At 44.4% G+C, this 18,834-nt stretch carries 13 protein-coding genes; 5 read left to right on the top strand and 8 right to left on the bottom strand.

The features are described 5' to 3' along the window. Positions 1 to 50 precede the first annotated feature (50 nt). The 5 genes from ACTTJ8_RS03925 (at position 51) to fusA (ending at position 9,494) form a co-directional block, all read left to right on the top strand. Positions 51 to 2,219 (top strand): methyl-accepting chemotaxis protein, encoded by a 2,169-nt coding sequence (locus ACTTJ8_RS03925; RefSeq protein WP_442716142.1) that lies wholly within the window; start codon positions 51 to 53, stop codon positions 2,217 to 2,219. A gap of 319 nt (positions 2,220 to 2,538) precedes the next feature. After that, positions 2,539 to 3,813 (top strand): serine--tRNA ligase, encoded by a 1,275-nt coding sequence (serS, locus tag ACTTJ8_RS03920; RefSeq protein ID WP_442716141.1) that lies wholly within the window; start codon positions 2,539 to 2,541, stop codon positions 3,811 to 3,813. Positions 3,814 to 3,898: 85 nt separating this feature from the next. Beyond that, positions 3,899 to 4,294 (top strand): preprotein translocase subunit SecG, encoded by a 396-nt coding sequence (gene secG, locus ACTTJ8_RS03915; RefSeq protein WP_442716140.1) that lies wholly within the window; start codon positions 3,899 to 3,901, stop codon positions 4,292 to 4,294. Between the two features lie 70 nt (positions 4,295 to 4,364). After that, positions 4,365 to 7,430 carry a ligand-binding sensor domain-containing protein gene (locus tag ACTTJ8_RS03910; protein ID WP_442720368.1) on the top strand — a complete coding sequence of 1,022 codons (3,066 nt, stop codon included), beginning with the start codon at positions 4,365 to 4,367 and terminating at the stop codon, positions 7,428 to 7,430. Continuing rightward, on the top strand, positions 7,431 to 9,494 hold the full coding sequence (fusA, locus tag ACTTJ8_RS03905) for an elongation factor G (protein ID WP_442720367.1): 2,064 nt from the start codon (positions 7,431 to 7,433) through the stop codon (positions 9,492 to 9,494). It begins immediately after the preceding gene. Here the strand turns inward: fusA and ACTTJ8_RS03900 are convergent. The 8 genes from ACTTJ8_RS03900 to queA form a co-directional block, all read right to left on the bottom strand. Beyond that, complete coding sequence (locus ACTTJ8_RS03900; RefSeq protein WP_442716137.1) at positions 9,491 to 10,579, bottom strand: 6-phosphofructokinase; 1,089 nt, start codon at positions 10,577 to 10,579, stop codon at positions 9,491 to 9,493. The genes fusA and ACTTJ8_RS03900 overlap by 4 nt on opposite strands. Before the next feature lie 303 nt (positions 10,580 to 10,882). Beyond that, a complete protein-coding gene (locus tag ACTTJ8_RS03895) occupies positions 10,883 to 11,659 on the bottom strand; it encodes an exodeoxyribonuclease III (RefSeq protein WP_442716136.1) in 777 nt (258 codons plus the stop codon). Positions 11,660 to 11,841: 182 nt separating this feature from the next. Next, entirely contained in the window at positions 11,842 to 12,468 is a 627-nt protein-coding gene (locus ACTTJ8_RS03890; RefSeq protein ID WP_442720366.1) for a hypothetical protein, read from the bottom strand. Between the two features lie 54 nt (positions 12,469 to 12,522). After that, positions 12,523 to 13,719, bottom strand: coding sequence for a tRNA uracil 4-sulfurtransferase ThiI (thiI, locus tag ACTTJ8_RS03885; protein WP_442716134.1), 1,197 nt, complete (start codon positions 13,717 to 13,719; stop codon positions 12,523 to 12,525). Between the two features lie 56 nt (positions 13,720 to 13,775). After that, entirely contained in the window at positions 13,776 to 15,113 is a 1,338-nt protein-coding gene (locus ACTTJ8_RS03880; RefSeq protein WP_442716133.1) for a hexokinase family protein, read from the bottom strand. Between the two features lie 235 nt (positions 15,114 to 15,348). After that, positions 15,349 to 16,386 (bottom strand): aspartate--ammonia ligase, encoded by a 1,038-nt coding sequence (gene asnA, locus ACTTJ8_RS03875; RefSeq protein WP_442716132.1) that lies wholly within the window; start codon positions 16,384 to 16,386, stop codon positions 15,349 to 15,351. Between the two features lie 305 nt (positions 16,387 to 16,691). Further along, a complete protein-coding gene (locus ACTTJ8_RS03870; protein WP_442716131.1) occupies positions 16,692 to 17,219 on the bottom strand; it encodes a hypothetical protein in 528 nt (175 codons plus the stop codon). Positions 17,220 to 17,532: 313 nt separating this feature from the next. Then, positions 17,533 to 18,438 carry a tRNA preQ1(34) S-adenosylmethionine ribosyltransferase-isomerase QueA gene (gene queA / locus ACTTJ8_RS03865; RefSeq protein WP_442716130.1) on the bottom strand — a complete coding sequence of 302 codons (906 nt, stop codon included), beginning with the start codon at positions 18,436 to 18,438 and terminating at the stop codon, positions 17,533 to 17,535. Between the last annotated feature and the right edge of the window lie 396 nt (positions 18,439 to 18,834).

The raw sequence follows: 18,834 nt of genomic DNA, 5'->3' as shown, positions 1-18,834 counted from the left end.
TAACCAATACAGAAGAAAAGCTGTTTCCCTCAATTAGAAGGAGCTCGATAATGCATACCCTTTCCCCATCTACTCGAAAATCGTTTTCAAAATACGGTTCTATTTTGATTATAACAGCATTTGCCGTTATTCCAGCGCTTGCGGTTGGAATAATCAATTATTTCACCGGCTTGCATAAGAATTATGAATCCTATAATCGGCAAATTGATTTTGCTGTCGACAGTATCGATACGGAAGTTTCCAATTTTATCGCCGATTTGCAGCAGCTTAATGATGTTCTCGTGCAGGTTAGCCTTGTGCAAGATGCTGCGGATCATCTAACGTCGTATATTCGTCCTGCCGCAACCGGCTCAACGATTCCAATGGATCCCGCGCTGTTCGAGCCGGAAGAAAAAAAAGTATTTGATATGATGAAGTCGTTTGTTGATAGGTTTTCTGCCGTCATCTATATGACCATCGCCTCAGAGAAAAACGGCGGTATTCTGATGTATCCGCCGAAAGAACGTCCGGCTGGATATGATGTGCGAACTCGTTCTTGGTTTAAAGGATGTAAAGACAGTAGCTCTGATCAAGTGTTGTCGGATTTGTATATCTCATCCGCGAATGAGATATCGATAGAAATTACGAATAAAATAAAAGATGGCAACCGGTTTAAGGGTGTTTTTTCTACATCAGTTGATCTTTCGTATCTGCAAACACTACTCAAGAATCGCAGGATCGGTATTAGCGGATATATGTTTATTGCTGATAAAACAGGCATTGTTATTGCACATCCGCAAGACGAGCGCATCATCGGGCAGTCGCTCGAAACATTAGGACAAGATTTAAGCGAGCTGTTAACGACACCGGATATGCCATTAAAAAAAACAATTAATGGAGTGCCGTATATTTTTCAATCTCGTCGTTCTACAAATCGAAATGTCGATTGGATGTATGTCGCAGTAATAGAAAAGCGGGAGTATGAAGCGATTGCCATGGCAATGCTATGGAATTTACTGCTCACGATTGCCGGTATTCTCCTATTTGCTCTTGGTGTAGGCTATCTGGTAGCAGCGTATTTTCTGCATCCATTAAAGAGAATTATCGGTGTATTATATGATATTGCGCAAGGTGAAGGGGACTTAACGGTGCGGTTGCCGATTTCGGGAGCGGCGGAAATTACAAGAATCGGAGATTATTTTAACCGGACAATTGAAAAAATCGGGTATGCTATTCAGGCTGCAAAGCATAATACGGTGATTATGAATACTGTTGGTCATGAGCTTGCTTCCAATATGACCGAAACTGCCAGCGCCGTTCATCAAATGAGTGCCAATATCAACAGAGTAAAACAACAAGCAATGACCCAAGCTGCAAGCATTACTGCAACTGCTGCTACCGTCGAAGAAATTGTCCATACTATTACTCAGCTGAATAATAGCATAGAAATACAAGCTGCAAGCGTTGCACAATCTTCTTCTTCCATAGAAGAAATGGTTGCGAATATTGCTTCTATCGGGCAAACCCTTGGCAAAACCGACGCGGTTATTAGAAGGCTCACAACAGCGACCGGTGACGGCAAGGCAACGCTTGTAACATCGAATACTGTAACCCGGAAAATCACCGAAGAATCCGGCTCGTTGATGGAAGCCAGCAGCGTTATTCAGCATATTGCCTCACAGACAAACCTTTTGGCAATGAATGCTGCTATCGAGGCCGCTCATGCAGGGGAAGCGGGTAAGGGTTTTGCCGTTGTTGCAGACGAAATTCGGAAGCTGTCTGAGGATTCTGCAATGCAAGGGAGAGCGATCACCGCAACCCTTAAAACGCTCACCGGAGAAATCGAAATGCTTTCCTCCTCATCAAAAACCGTAGAAGAAAAATTTAATGCGATATTTACCCTTGCGCAGCAGGTAAAGGAAATGAGCGCTTCTCTGACCGAAGCGATGCGGGAACAGGAGCACGGAAGTAAGGAAGTATTAACCGCTATTAAAAGTATTAGCAGCGTAACGATAGAAGTGCAGACAGGTTCCGAAGAAATGCTGAATGGCGCTGAAGGTGTTGCAGAAGAGATGCAAAAATTGGATGGTCTTACCCGCAGCATCGCCGAAAGTATAAACGAGATAGCCTCCGGCGCTATACAAATTAACAATGCCGTACAGGAAGTGCATGAGATTACCCAGAAGAATAAGCAAAGTATTGAAAGTCTGGCGGAGGAGATGGGAAAGTTTAAGGTATAAAAGCTTGTTATTGTATACAGTCAAGGAAACTAAAATTCGAGTTTTTAGGGGTTCCTATTATCGTTCTAAAAGTCAATAGACGATAAACAATTACCTTTTGCTTCTTTGACCATCGAAAAATAAGAAAATGCTTGCATAAAGTGGCGGAACTTCATACAATGCTGGAATAACTTCAGCAGCCACAATAAGGCTGCCTCGTTATCCGTCGAGTTTCGGCAGAGCCGAAACATCGCTTATTAAACATGTGCGCTTTTCGCGCACTAATTCAACAGTTTCAAAAATGCACATTTTATTCAACTGTTGAATTTTAAGGAATGCTATGCTTGACTATCGATTTATCAAAAATAATTTGGAAGCGGTGAAACAAAATATTGTTAACCGTGCTATGCACGCTGATGCGGAGGCTGCCGTCCGCCTCTTTGATGAACGGACTGAGATGGTAACTGCATTGCAGGAGCTTCAGGCAAAACGGAATGAAAACTCCCTTGCAATGAAGAAAGTAAAGGATGCTGCTGAACGGAATGCGCTTATCGAAACCGGTAAAGCGATTAAAGCCGAAATTGCGGCTGCCGAAACAGCTTTAAAAGAAAAAGAAGCGGCTCTTGATGCAGCAATGATACAGATACCAAACATGGCTCATCCTGATGCTCCGGTCGGTAAGGAAGATACGGAAAACTGCGAGGTAAAACAGGTCGGTACTATTCCTCAGTTTGATTTTGAACCTAAGGATCACGTTCAGCTGGCTGAAGCGCTTGACTTGATCGATTTTGACGCTGCAACAAAGGTCGCCGGTGTAAAGTTCTACTATCTTAAAAACGAAGCGGTATTTTTGGAACAGGCGCTTGTGCTGTACGGTTTGAACATTCTGCGCAAGCACGGATTTACTCCGTTTATTACTCCGGACGTTGCAAAAGAAGAAATACTCCGCGGCATCGGGTTTAATCCGCGGGGAAGCGAATCAAATGTCTATACTATAGAGGATGAAGGAACCTGTCTGGTTGCTACGGCAGAAATTACGCTCGGCGGCTATCACTCAGACGAAATACTCGACAAAGCAAAGCTTCCGTTAATGTACTGCGGGCTTTCTCATTGTTTCCGGCGCGAGGCGGGGGCAGCAGGTCAGTTCTCCAAGGGATTGTACCGCGTACACCAGTTTACCAAGCTGGAAATGTTTGTCTATTGCACCCCCGAAGAATCAGATGCAATCCATGAAAAACTTCGTCTTATTGAAGAAGAAATCTTTACCGGTTTAGGCATTGCCTTCCGCGTTGTTGATACCTGTACCGGAGACCTCGGCGCTCCCGCATACCGTAAGTGGGATTTGGAAGCGTGGATGCCCGGACGCAATGGCGGGGAATGGGGCGAGGTTACCTCGACATCCAACTGTACCGACTATCAGGCTCGCCGCCTCAATGTACGGTTTAAAGATGATGACGGTAAAAACAAATACGTACACATGCTGAACGGTACTGCGATTGCGGTATCCCGTGCGCTTGTTGCTATTATCGAAAATTATCAGCAGAAAGACGGCAGCATTAAAATTCCCGAAGCGCTGGTTCCCTATTGCGGATTTGATGTAATTACAAAGAAATAAGGAATCGGAGAAAATCCTGAAGTCTTGCATAACCCTCTCTCTTTTTATATAATGGAGGGTAATTTGTTGAAATTTTGGAGTCTTTATGAGCGGTATAAGTATTGCCTTGCTGGTGTTTTTTATTATTGTTGCTTTGTTGATTGTCGGTTTAGTGCTTTTGCAGAATGAAGAAGGGGACAGCTTAGGGGGACTTTTCTCAGGCGGTTCCAATTCAGCGTTTGGTTCCCGTTCCGGGAATGTGCTGACAAAAGCAACGTACACATTGATTACACTGTTCTTTGTGGTTACCTTTTTCCTTGCTTGGCTGAATAAAAGTCCCGGAGATTCCGGTTTGCAAAAGGATGCTCAGCTACAGCAGGCAGAAACCGCAACCGAATGGTGGAAAAAAGGAGAATCTACTGACAGCTCTTCCGCGGAAACAAGTGAAGTTCAAGCGCCTGCTGCTTCCGAAGGAGCCTCAACAGATACAAACGCTCAGTAAAACCTCTCTCTTGAGTTGGGAAAGCGTTGTTTTTGAGATATGCCTTACAATGAGTTGCAGCAAGTTTGATATGCCGCTATTCCGGTCTGCTAAGTGTGTAGGAATACGGGTTTGTATAAAGCATTTCATTGCGTTGATTACCATACTTTTTGCAACAGCCGGTTTTGCATCCTCTATAGATATTACCGCGTTGTCTTTCTATACGGAACCAACGCTCTTTCCTTTTAATGCCGTTGTTGGGGTTGCGCAAGATAGCCATGATTGTCTGTATTTTGCAACCCACTCCGGTCTTTTTAAATACAACGGCATTTCTTTTCAAAAATATGAACACCTTCCGTTTGACAAAACAACCATGCGGTCTAGCCAAATTCAGACAATTTTTATGGATTCTGATGATATACTGTGGCTCGGAACCTATGGCGGATTGGAGCGTTTTGACGTAAAGACCGATACCATTGAGCACTATCACATAAGTGATGATGTTGTAACCGCTATCTTTCGTGATTCAAAACAGCGAATGTGGATTGGTACTATCAACGGGTTATATTTGCTGACAGATGCTTGCGGAACAGAGGTTGTTGCCTTTACCAATAAACAAAGCAAAACTTTTATCGGAAATAATACCATCCGCTCAGTGAGTGAAGATTCTAAAGGCGTTATCTATGTGTCAACGTATGACGGGGTATGGCAGTATGACGAAGTAAAAAATGACTTTGAACCATGCTCTCTTTTACCGGAAGGCTGTCCCGGAAAAAATGGGGTTGTCTATCACTTTATTGAAAATAGCGGTCTTTATTGGCTTTCCGTATGGGGTGTCGGACTGGTTTGTATTGATCCTGCACGGACAAGCTACGAGGTCTATCCGCTGCCTGATTCGCGGATTTATACCTTATACAATAACTTTATTACCGATGAGTACATTGCGGCTGGTACCTGGGGCGGCGGTATTTATCTTTTAAATAAAAAAACAAAAGCTATTATTCCCTATAAAGCTGACTCTAATGTGCAGGGGGCATTGACTAATAACCTTATTTATTCACTGTTTATCAGCCGGCATAATATGCTCTTTGTTGGGACAGCCGGTATCCTCAATGTTGCTGATATAAGCCGACTGTCAGGAGATATTGCTGTTCCGCTTTACGATGAACACGAAAAGAATAGTACCGCCTTATCGCATCTTGAAGGCAGTATTAACTGTCTTGCAGCAAGTCCCCGCTATCTTTGGGCTGCTTCAAATAATTTCCTTGTCCGTTACGATCTTGATAGCAAAACTACTCCAAAGGAATTTCAGTGTACGGTAGAGCAGAATACTGTAAACGGTATCATTATTTATTCTCTTTGCCCCATTGATGATGAGCGGCTCTGGGTAGGCTGCAACAAGGGGCTGTATCTGTTTAATGGCGATACAGGGAATTTTACACCGGTTGCCTTATATAATGAGTATATTTCCGATGCTTCAGGTTTTTTGGTGCGCTCGTTTTATCTTGATTTTGATAATACCCTCTGGATAGGCACTTATGGGGCAGGTCTTATTCATTTTTCACCTCAAAAGGGCATCATAGAGCAGTATCGTCATGATCAGCAGGTAAGTAGTTCTTTAAGCAACGATATTGTTTTTTTCATCGGACGTGATAAGTCGGGGACTTTATGGGTTGGAACCAATAGAGGATTATCCCGTTTTTCACAGGACTCGCAGGGGTTTGTTTCTTATCTCTATGATGTAGACAATCCCTTAGGCATTTCGTCAAATAGGGTTGACTCTTTTTGTGAGGATGCATCGGGGTGTTTATGGTTCGGTACCAACGATGGAGGTATTAGTTGCTTTAATCCTGTAACTGAATTATTCACCACCTATACGAAAGCAGATGGTCTTTCATCAAATAAAATTATCGGTATTACCGATGCAGATGACGGCTATTTATGGATAGCCGCCCCCAAATACTTAAACTTGTTTGATATAGCTCGTGAAACCGTACAGGTGTACAATATTGCGAGCGTCCGTCAATACGGTTATTTTTCATGCACTCCGATTGCTCTTAAAGAACGTGGGCTGTTTTTCTTTGGTACTGATCGCGGTGTATTCAAAATTTCACAAGAAAAGCTCTATGCTTTTAGATTGCAGTTCCTGCCTATTAATATTCGCGAATTATCGGTAGATGGGCGCCGCTTCAATCTGTATACGGAAAAACAGCCGCTTTCGTTTAGTTATAGAACAAATGATATAAAAATTTCCTTTTCTTCTCCTTATGCTTCCCGCCGAAAGAAACCTATCTGTGCATATAAACTTATAGGCTATGATGAAGACTGGATTGTTGCTCCTGATAAGGAATATGTGCGGTATATGGACCTACCTCCGGGGAGGTACACATTTTCCGTAAAAAATGCCGCAGAAGGGCATGATGCGGTCTGTGACAGTATCTCTTTTATCATACGCCCAAGTTTCTTTCTCTCCCCAGTGATGATTTGGTTTTATATTCTCCTTGCAGGGCTTGCATTATTTATCATACTGAAAATTCATAAATTGTATTGGCTGCAGCGGTATACAAACCTTCTGGAAGAAAAACAGTTGGTGCTTATTCAAGACAATTTTACGCTTAAAGAACTTTCGATGCTGGATCACTTAACAGGTGTCGGAAACCGCCGCTATATTGACTCTATAGGGCTTAAAATATGGCACATGGCGCAGGAACACAAAACCCCTATAGCTGTAATGATGTTCGACATAGATTTTTTCAAAAAATACAACGACAGGTTTGGGCACCAAGCCGGTGATGATCTGCTGCACTTAATTGGTATAAATTTGAAAAAACGGATCCGTACTGAAACGGATTTAATCGGACGCTACGGCGGCGAAGAATTTTTGATTGTTATGTATAACTTGCTTCCCGATAAGGCAATGTCCATTGCAGAGGGGATTAGAAAAACCGTCGAAACACTTCATGAACGCTATCCTCGGGAAATGGTTGGTCAAGCAACGATCAGTATCGGTGTATTCTATGATATACCCTCCGACAGTATTTCGTTTAAGGACATGGTTCATAAAGCTGATTGCGCACTCTATCGTGCCAAACAAAATGGGCGCAATCAAGTTGTACTGTACGATACAACAATGGATGAGATTGATAAGGAGCAGTAAGTGCTGAATACTATGCGGAATATCGGCATCATGGCGCATATTGATGCCGGAAAGACAACAACAACGGAGCGTATTCTTTTTTATACGGGTAAAATCCACCGGATTGGTGAAATTGATGACGGTGCAGCTGCCATGGATTGGATGCAGCAAGAACAAGACCGCGGTATTACCATACAAAGCGCTGCTACTACGGCGTATTGGCGGGATCATCAAATCAATATTATCGACACCCCTGGTCATGTGGATTTTACTGCCGAGGTTGAGCGTTCTTTACGGGTTCTGGACGGCGCTGTTGCGGTACTTTGTGCTGTAGGCGGTGTACAGCCGCAGACGGAAACGGTTTGGCACCAAGCTGACCGCTATCATGTTCCCCGAATCTGTTTTGTGAATAAAATGGATAGGGTAGGGGCAGATTTTTTTGCGGCGCTTGAAGATGTCAAAGAGAAATTCGGCTGCACAGTGATGCCGGTTGAAATACCGATCGGCTGTGCAGAAAATTTTGAAGGTGTGATTGACCTTATTACCATGGAAGAAATCCGTTGGGATGCGGAAAGTGCAGGGGAAAAATATACGCGCTCTCCGCTTTCTGATGCACTCCGCGTCCAAGCAGAAACATACCGTGAACAAATGCTGGATGTTGTGTCTGCTTTCTCCGATACGGTAACGGAATTGATGCTGGAAGGAGAAGAGATACCTGCAGAGCTGATCAAAAAAGAAATCCGTGCAGCAGTACTCAAGCAGCAGTATATTCCTTTTTTGTGCGGTTCTTCTCGGCGCAATATCGGTATTCAGCCTTTAATTGATGCTATTGTAGATTATTTGCCCGCTCCGGACGAAGTTGCTCCGGCAGAGGGGATGCAAGTAAAAAAAGATGTGGAGATTTCTATTCCGTGTAAGCCTGATGGTGTACCGCTCGGACTTGTATTTAAAATTCAGTATGACCGTGAAGCCGGTGCTCTTTGCTATGTTCGGATGTATTCCGGCAAGGTGAAGGCTGGAGATCAGATATATAATGTTGCGAAGAAAAAACGAGAGCGGGTAGGTCGTATCTTGCGGATGCACTCTAATAAATCGGAGCCGATGGAGAGCGTTGAAGCCGGAGATATTGCCGTGTTCGTAGGTTTAAAGATTGCACAGACAGGTGATACACTCGGCAGCGAGGGAATGCCGGTTCTTTTGGAGTCCATGCAGTTTCCTGAGCCGGTTATTTCAGTAGCAATCGAACCGAAAAGTCTTTCCGAAAGTGATAAATTAAAGGAGACACTTGCGATTTTATCACGGGAAGATCCTACTTTTGTCAGCCGTGAAGATCAGGAAACAGGACAGCTGATTATCTCCGGCATGGGTGAATTGCATTTGGATGTGCTGACTACCCGCATGGTGCAGGATTTTAAAGTGGAAGCCCGGATCGGTAAGCCGCAGGTAACCTATCGGGAATCGGTAACACAGATTGCAGAGCATACGGAACAGTTTAGTAAGGTTCTTGCCGGTAAAGAGCAAACGGCACAGCTTAGCTTGAAAGTTGAACCGCTGGAACGCGGCTCCGGGAACCGCTTTACCAATATGGTAAAAGTCGCCGCAGGAGGAACTCCGCAGCCTCATTCTCTCCCCGAATCTATTATCGAAGCAATAGAACATGCTGTACAGGGTGCCTTTAATTCGGGCATTCAATACGGGTATCCCTGTGTTGACATTGGGGTTACGCTGCTTGATGCTGAATACGATCCGCTGACAGCCACCCCATTTGCCTTTGAAGCCGCAGCAGCAATGGGCTTTGATGAAGCATGCCGCAAAGCTGCTCCCGCCTTGCTTGAACCGGTTATGGATGTTGATATTATCTGTCCCAAAGAGTTTGTTGGGGATGCGATGAGCCAAATGACACAGCGTGGAGGGATGGTGCTCGGTATGGACTCAAAATCGAATGCCGATATTATTCATGCCCAAGCCCCCATGGCAAAGCTCTTTGGTTTTTCCACTGATTTACGCTCTGTGACGCAGGGGCGTTCCTCTTTTACGATGAGCTTTAGTCATTTTGAAATTAAAAAGGGCGGTCTCGGTAGTTAATACGCAGTATCAGCAAAGCAGGTACCGATGTCGTATGCGGTAAGAATCATCGGATGATCTTTGGGAACTTTCTTAATTTTATCGGCAACCTTAGTCAGCGGTACCGGTTTAATCATTCCTTCTTGCAGCGCAGCCATGACTCCGTAGCGGTTTTTTGCTGCAAAGGTTGCTGCGGCTGCTCCAAATCCGGTTGCTAAAATTCGGTCATAGCCCGAAGGAGTTCCTCCCCGCTGCACATATCCTAATACGGTAACACGGGCTTCCGCTCCTGATGCTGCCGTAATTTCTGCAGCCAGCCTGTACCCGATTGAGCCTGTCATCCCTTTGCGGGATTCTCTTAATGCTTTTTTTGACATATCCCGTTCAGCATAAGAACGGGCGCCCTCCGCAATGGTAATAACAGAAAAGTTTTTGCCTTGTTTTTTCCGTGCTTGTAAGTGGGCTGTAATTGCTTCAATCCGATAAGGTATTTCTGGAATAATAATGATGTCGCTGCCTCCTGCAATCCCTGCGTAGAGGGCAAGCCATCCTGCTTTATGTCCCATAACTTCAATAATCATAACTCGGTTATGGCTTGCCGCAGTAGTATGAAGCCGGTCTACGGCCTCGGTGGCAATATCAACCGCAGTATGAAATCCAAAACTCATATCGTTGTGTGCAATATCATTATCAATCGTTTTAGGAATACCGATAACATGCAGCCCTTCCTGTGTAAGGAGATTGGCAGTGGTTTGTGAACCGTTACCGCCTAAAACCGCAAGACAGTCAAGCCGTAAGTCTTTGTAATTTTTTTTTATGCTCTCTACCGCACCGCTGCCGTCCGCTGTACGCCATTCACTGTCTTTAAATGGTTTTTCACGGGAAGCTCCTAAAATAGTGCCGCCTCGCGGAAGGATGCCGGAAATATCCTGTTCACCCATTATACGGTATCTATTTTCAATTAAACCGCGGTATCCTTGCTCAATACCGATAACTTCCATCCCATACCGGTTCATTGCTGTACGGGCTAAGGCTCTAATTGCGGCATTTAAACCGGGGGCATCTCCTCCCGAAGTTAAAATTCCAAGACGTTTTTGTGCCGTCATATTAAAAAGCATACCCTCCTTTTGCTCATTATGCAAGAAAAACAGCACGTTTCTCTTGTTACCGCCCTGCTATTTGTATCCTTGTAGAATGTTGATTTTTAACGGTAAAAATGTAAAACAATTGTTTTATCTTGTAACCTTTCTTTTTTGGACTGTTTAAGAGATGTATATTGCAATACATTGTAATAAATGAGTATTCAATGTACCTCCTTTACAGTTGCCCTGTAGGATTTTTCCTCCTTTTGCCTACAGGGTTTTTTTATTACGAACCTCTAAAAATCTTACCGAGCTTTTAGCAATATCCTAATCCTTATAGACCAGTTTTATCGGGCAATGATCCGAACCGATAACATCAGCTTTAATAGATGATTCAACCAAATAGGGTAAAAATGCAGCATCAACACATTGATAATCAATTCGCCATCCGATATTTTTCTCTCGGGCATGGAAGCGGTAGCTCCACCATGTATATTGATTCGGCTCCGCACAAAAATGCCGGAAGGTATCGACATAACCGGCTTGGGTAAAAGTATCCATCCATGCCCGTTCTTCGGGAAGATATCCGGGATTTTGCTCATTTGCCTTTGGATTTGCAAGATCGATCGGTTTATGGGCAATGTTATAGTCGCCGCAGAGCACAATGTGCCGCCCTTCTTTTTGCAGCGCATTACAGAAGTCAAGCATTGCAGCGCAGAATGCCAGTTTGTAATCTAGACGCGCTCCATGATCCTGAGAGTTAGGGAAATACGCAGAAATAATTGATACCTGTTCAAAATCGGCAACAAGAACTCTGCCTTCATCATCAAACTCAGGGATATTCATAGTGCGGACATTTAGAGGCTCCTTTTTACAGAATAGTGCAGTTCCTGAATAACCGGGTTTCTTTGCTGACTGCCAGTAAGTTTTATAGGTTCCGCCTGACCATGCAGGAGAAACAAGCTGTGCGGTAAGCTGTTCTTTGCGCGCTTTCGTCTCCTGCAAACAAAGGACATCGGGGCTTTCGCGTGCAAGCCACTCTAAAAAGCCCTTTTTCTCTGCAGCCCGGATGCCATTCACATTCCATGAAATAATTGAAGTCATGCCTTTTTATATGCCATAAAATGAAAAAACATGCAATGCAGGCTGTAGTATTCGTGTCGGTGCAGGCGATGCAGTGCATTAAATCATAAAATACGCAGGATTCGAGTATTTAAGTTGATTCGAGCGGAGGGGTAATGCTCACGCGCTGCGCCGGGGTTGTTCATTGCATAAAATATGTGGGGCTATGCTTCCGGTTCAAGGCGGCTGATGCTGTTAAATTCAAATTTTTTCGAGATAAAAGCAAAACCTTCGGCATACACGGAGCCGAGATTTGCCGGGCCTAAATATATTTTCCAAATCGGTTTTGTAATATTCCATTTTTTCATGTACATACCATAGGATTCCAAAAAGGTTTGCGGCTCCATTTTGGTAAAGCCGCAGTGTATATCATAAATTGCGGTTGCGACTTCGATATACACACTATACGGCTCGTTCAATGTTATATCAAGCGGATTTTGTCCCGTTTTCAATGAAGCTCCTATTTCGATTTTTACAATCCGCTCTATCGGCAACAGTACATCCATGGGATAGCCGCCGTAGTTGAAGGTTTCTTGTGCTTTCTGTAGGGTTGTTCCAAGAAGCTCAATCCGTTTTTTTAAAGGTTTGGCATAGCGGTATACGCAATCAATCAATCCGAACAAGTTAATTTGTAGATCGGAAGCTTTATTGAGTATCACAGCCATATCATGATCGGTTACGGTATACAAAGTACCGGGTGATGCCGGTATTGATGCAAATATCTGCTCAATTTCAGGATATGCCTCATCAGCAGTCATTCCGAACAGCTTAACGCTAAGTATTAGAAACATTAACACCAGTATTTTTTTATACATTATATTCTTTCCTATCTGATTTGGCTGATTTTAGTCGGCAGCGGGTACCGGTAATGCCCATTCAATTTTCTTTGTTTCCCGTTGCTCAAATGCCTCTGCAAGGAGCTGGTCAATCTCAATGCGGGAAAAAATATCCTCTGCGTCCTGCTGTTTGGTGTGCAGTACCGGATGGCGAGGGGAAAAGAGTACGCAGCAGTCCTCATACGGCAGGATTGATGTTTGGTATGTGCCGATATCGAGCGCGGTTTGGATGATTTCTTCTTTATCCATACCGATAAGCGGACGCAGGATGGGAAGCTGAGCACAGCTATCTGTAATGGTCAGGTTTTCTATCGTCTGACTCGCAACCTGCGCTAGACTTTCTCCCGTAACAAGGCATTGTGCATTGATCTTACGTGCCAGCATTTCGGCGGTTTTCATCATACACATCCGCAAAAGCAGGGTCAAATAGGCTTCGGGCACTGTCCGCTTTAAGTGCTGCTGCACCTTTGTAAAGGAGATAACCGTAATATATCCGCCGAGTCCATACCGAGCTAAAACACCGGCGAGGTCTTCTACTTTTTGCTGCGCTTCCGGCGAGGTATAGGGATGTGAGTGAAAATAAATGTAGTCTACCTTCATACCGCGGAAGAGCATCCGATAGCCTGCAACGGGGGAGTCGATGCCGCCGGAGAGGAGGAGCAGCGCCCGTCCTGAACATCCGCAGGGAAGCCCGCGCTGTCCCCTGTGTTCAACACCGTAGATAAATGCCAGCTGTTCCCGCACCTCAACACTAATGACGGCATCGGGCTTATGCACATCAACCGTCAAAATCCCTTGTGTGTGAATTGTTCCTCCAATTTCGCGGGCAAGATCGTATGAGGTTAGCGGGAATTTTTTATCGGCGCGCCGTGCTTCAATTTTGAATGTCCGCTTTCCTGCGGCATACAAAGCGCGGGCTTCTTCCACAGCTGCTGCGGTCATCGCTTCAAGTGTTTTGTCTGCCGTTTGTACCTGCGCCCAACCGGTGATGCCGATGAGATGCGCAAGAGCCGCTTCAATATGTGCTGCAAGCTCTGCATCTGCCCGCACATACATTCTCCCGGCACGGACTTGTACATTCGGTACCTTTCCGGAGAAATATGCTCTAAAATTTTGTGCAAGCCGGCGTTCAAACTCCTTTAAATTTCCCTTTTTCAGATTGATCTCGCCGATCTTTGCTAAATAAAAAACTTCTGCATTTTCCATTCTCATCACTCGTTCTATAAAATAGTAAACCCCAGCGGCTAAACCTTCAGTATGCCCTAAATACAGCCGGCGATAGCGGTACCGAATGTTACGGCATGATCAAGTGAAACAATATCAAAATAAATACCGCGTTCTTCGGTCAACACTGCGTATAAGTGCCGCATCACCATGTTACGCAAGTTATGTGTTTTAAGGAAGGTCGTTCCTTCCGCTAAGACGCACACCGGCAAGGCGGGGTTTTTCCCCTTTCCGGTTTTAATAACTGCGGCAGCAATATTTCCGGCAGCAAGCCGCGCTGTCCGCATCACCAATGCATCCAAGAGCCGGTATAATGTTTCCCGGTCTGCATCAGAGCCTCCTGCCAGCATGGCGCCGAGTTTTGTCTGATCGGAATACGGAGCCGACAAAAAGCGGTCTATATCAATGAGCGGTACATCCTGCATTGTTTTAAAGGCTTTAGTTACTGCCGGAGAAAAGAGCTGTTCCGCAGCAGCTTCCCTAATCATAATCGAAGCAACGGGACCGAGATAGGCTCCGGAGCACATCTTTTCAAACCAGAACAAGAGTGCCTTGTCGGTTTTTTGGGCAAATGCTTCATCAAAACGGCTCCGCGGCTGCTTATTCGACTTACCGGATTCGCAGACAACAATCTGTGCGGGTAACTCAACAGCCCCGGCAATTCCTGCAATTTTCGGTATCTTTTGATATTCGATGTATGCAGCATTCATACCTGTCCCAAGGATAAAGCCGATATATGAATCATACCGTTTTCCGTTCACTGCGGTAGAAGCACCGGCAAGGAGCGCCGCGGTAGTATCATTGAGCATAACAATCCGGCTCAGCTTGTTCCAACCGCGTGCGCGGAGTGCTGCTTCAAGGTTTTCTGCAACAAGGGAGCCGATTACCTCCGGCGCTTTTACCTCTTTTGAAAACTGCAAAACTTCGCCATCGCCTGACGGGGTAATCTTCATGGCATACGAAAAGCAAAAACCGATGGAATCCGCTGCATTCTTTACGTGATCAAGATAAGAAGCGATGGTTTCAAAAAATTCCGCTTTTGTGTACACACGGTCGGTAGCAGGCATCGGACGGCGGTCGAGCTGAGAAATAGACGGGATGCTGTTTTCATCGAAGGTAACCAAGCATGAGCGGAAATTGGTTCCCCCCGCGTCGATTACGATAACCGATTTGTTTTTTGGCGGCTGTGACGGAGGCATCAGCCACGTGGGAATCATATCCAGGGCGGGACCGCTGCCGGGAGGCATCAGCGGATCCTGTTTTAGCCCCTCTTCCATGTCGTACAGCAGGGTATCTATAATAGTGTTGACGGCAGGTCCCCGTGAATCAAAATTATGCCGTCCTAAAAATGCTTCAACTGAATGCCGAATGTCCATGTTATTGCCTCCTATCTTATCTCTGGGCAGCTCGAGAACACCGTTTTTTTTCGAGCTGTCTCATCTTTTCGCTACGTGAGCCGATGCAGTTGCTTTACAGCTCAGTTCATTAAACCTGTTCGGAAACTTCCATTTCTGAACAGACCACCTCAAAATACGATGTTCTAAATCGTGCTATTTTCACGATTTAGAACTCACCGATCTATTTGATAACACAGTTATCGAATAGATCTATTTATAGCAGCGGAACTCCGCGCTTTGTACAGTGTTCCCGCATTTTATCCGGCCATACCGAAACCTGTGTTTCGCCGATATGTACTTTCCGTAAGAAGAACATACACAGCCGCGATTGTCCGATACCGCCGCCGATTGTTTGCGGCAGCTGCCCTTTGAGCAATGCTGAATGAAAAAACAAGGATGCCCGTTCCGTACAGCCGCGGGCTACAAGCTGTTCCTGTAATGTTGCTGGACTTACCCGAATCCCCATGGATGAAAGCTCAAGCACATCCTGCAATAGAGGATTCCACACCAATAGATCCCCGTTCAAGCCGTGTTTCCCTCCGGCTGTTTCTGTGATCCAGTCATCGTAATCGGGTGCGCGTCCGTCATGCGGTGCTCCATTTGCCAAAGGATAGCCGATGCCGATCAAAAAAACAGCCCCATACTCTTGAGTACATTTCCGTTCCCGTTCTTTTGCTGACAGGTCAGGATACTGTGCCGCAAGGTCTTCCGTATGGATAAAGGTTATCTTTTTAGGAAGGATAGGCTTAATGCCGGGATAGTTATCATAAATAAAAAATTCGGTACAGATTAAACATTCATATATTTTTTCTACCGTTGCCTTGAGAAAATCAAGAGAGCGTTCATTTTCTTCCATAATAAGCTCCCAGTCCCATTGGTCAACATAGAGCGAGTGAATATTATCGAGTTCTTCATCGGCACGGATTGCATTCATATCGGTATAAATACCGAAACCGGGGTGCAGCTCCAGTTCGGCGAGTTTAACCCGCTTCCACTTTGCCAGTGAATGGACAATTTCCATCTCCTGTTCATTCATATCTTTTACCGGAAAGTGCACAGCCCGCTCGATGCCGTTTAAATCGTCGTTCAAACCCTTTCCCCGCGGCACAAACAGCGGAGCGGTAACCCGTGTTAAATTCAAACGGGTCGACAGCATAAGCTGGAAAAAATTTTTAATACGGATAATCGCCTGCTCCGTTTCTTTAACGGTTAAAATAGGGTGATACTCTTCGGGAATATACAGCTGAGGCATAATGTTTTACAATCCTTATACGATAGGTCTGATGTTTTCAGAGGTTCCTCTTTTTCAAAAACAGTTCTTTCATGGTATCTGTTTTTTACTAAAAAAACAAGAGTGAAGATTTACGCTTCTACACATTGGAAAATGATAAATAAAGAAGATGGGGATATACAAAGCCGATAATAAGTTAGTTTGATAAGTCTTTATATTGTTACACCGTTGCCGGCGGTTCTACGCAGTAGTGATATTTTGCCGACAGGCGCCATAGAGCTGCCTTGTACAATAGTATCAAGGCAGCTCTATACTATCCGATTATTTTATCTAATGCCATGCTGTCCGTACTTATTGAGATATGCCTCGATATCACCGACAATAGCAATATCAAATTGCTGTGAGAATGCATTCTTTACTTCATCGAGTTTTTTTCCTGCATAGTTACTCTTCTTTTCTCCACTGCCCTTATAGGTTAATTGGGCATACAGCCGAATGTTCTTATTAAATTTATCCTGCGGCGTAGCATTCTTCTTCTCATTATCTTCGTTCCATTTCTTCACTTGGGTTTTGATAGTATCTGCGGTTACATCTTTATCCATCAAATCTTCATAATTGATTCCTATTTTAGGTTGAGGGTAAGACGAAACAGAACTATCGTAAGTTTCTTTGTTATAAAAATTATTCCATGCGTCCCGTTTCATGCTTTCTACCAGCGATGCTTTCCTTTGTTCGCGGTCTGGTAGACCGAACTCTTTCTGCAAATCACTCTTCGTGATCGGTTTGCAGCCGGCAAGTATCACTGCGGTTAAAACAGCAAGAAGAAACCCAATCTTTAATTTTGTGCTTTTCATATAAAAGCCTCCTTAAAAAGTTTCTTCCATTATACCCCCCCCCCCCTTAAAGTGTCAACTGATTTTTCAACATATTTTTACAGAATTATTATTACATTGGAATACTACTAAAAGATATATATTTTGTGTTATTATTCGTGCGGAAGGTTAATGTTCACATGCTGCGCAGGGGTTATTGATTGCATTTTATTATTACATCTTGAGGAACAGAACTGTTCAAACTGTCTAACAATCTGATAAACCATACCGAACAGCTTTGTTCCCTTCCAGCGCTTCTATCATCGAATGCCGGAAGGGTTATGCGTGCGGCGGGTTAATGTTCACACACCGCGCCGGTAGGACCGAAGGTAAAACCTGGATAGATAAAAATATTGGTTGACGCAGCGCCCCGTTGTAAGCGTTGTGTTTCGGCATTCCATGCTGATTCTAAGGTGCGTACTGAAGTAGTCCCTACCGCCAAAACCGTTTTACCGCTTTGGTACGCACTTTCTACCATGTCGGCTGTTTCATCGGAAATAAAAAATTTTTCGGTGTGCATTGCATGTTCTTCTATTACCTCAGTCCGCACTGGGAGAAAGGTTCCGAGTCCAACATGAAGTGTGATAGTGGTACGTGCAATATGCTGCGTGTCTAATGCCTGCAATACGGTATCGGTAAAATGAAGTCCCGCGGTTGGCGCCGCTATCGAGCCTATAGTTGCGGCATACACAGTTTGATACCGTGCCGCATCTTCATCTGTGCCGCCGCGCTTGATATACGGAGGCAGCGGGATATGACCGTTGACTTCCAGCCAACGGTCATCGATGCAGCGGTTAAAACGGACATATTTGCAATCAGTATCCGCTGCATCAAGGGAAGGCGGGGGTATCAGAACGGCACAGGTGCCGTCGGAGAAGGTATATTGTTTCCCTTCCCGCTGCCGTTTTGCTCGCTTTACCAGAACCTTCCATACAAACCCTTCATCGAGCGGTTCGATTAGCAAAAACTCCACCTCTGCTTCCCCACTATGGGCATATATTCGTGCATGGCGTACCTTAGTATTATTAAACACCATCAAGCAATCCGGCGGCAATAGACTTGGAAGGTCAGAAAAGAAGGCATCGGTTAAAGTCCCTGTCTGTCTATTCAGTACTAATAATCGGTCATTCCCCCGTTCTGCGGTAGGATGCTGAGCAATGAGCTCTTTAGGAAGTTCAAAATCAAAATCTTTTGTAAACATAATCTTTCAAAATAGCGGCTTCGTTGAAAATTTCAGTTTTAAAATACCCGTACTATATCAATGACCTCAAAAGCAGGTAATTCTTTTTGGGGTGTCTTACTATACTCGATAATCCTTTCTAATGGCAAGATCTGGTAAGGTAATATCATGATCATTGGCTCAGAGGCGTTATGCTATAATAAAATAGGTCTGTTCGATAACTTCGTTGTCGAATAGTTGTCATATATAAACATCTTATAATGTGCTGTATATTTTTGCAGAGAGATTGTTATACATCGTTGACACTAGAAGTCCGTTTGTATATAGTTGTGGTATTTGATACCTGACGGTATCGTCGGATATAGGAGTTTTTATGACAGATAAACGGGAAGAGCTTGTTTCGGGAAATATTTTCAG

Origin of the sequence: Treponema sp. (genome assembly GCF_052169735.1) — a bacterium.
Taxonomy (GTDB): Bacteria; Spirochaetota; Spirochaetia; order Treponematales; family Treponemataceae; genus Treponema.
The sequence above is the reverse complement of the archived record's forward strand: the minus strand, read 5'-3'. Positions and strand labels throughout refer to the sequence as shown.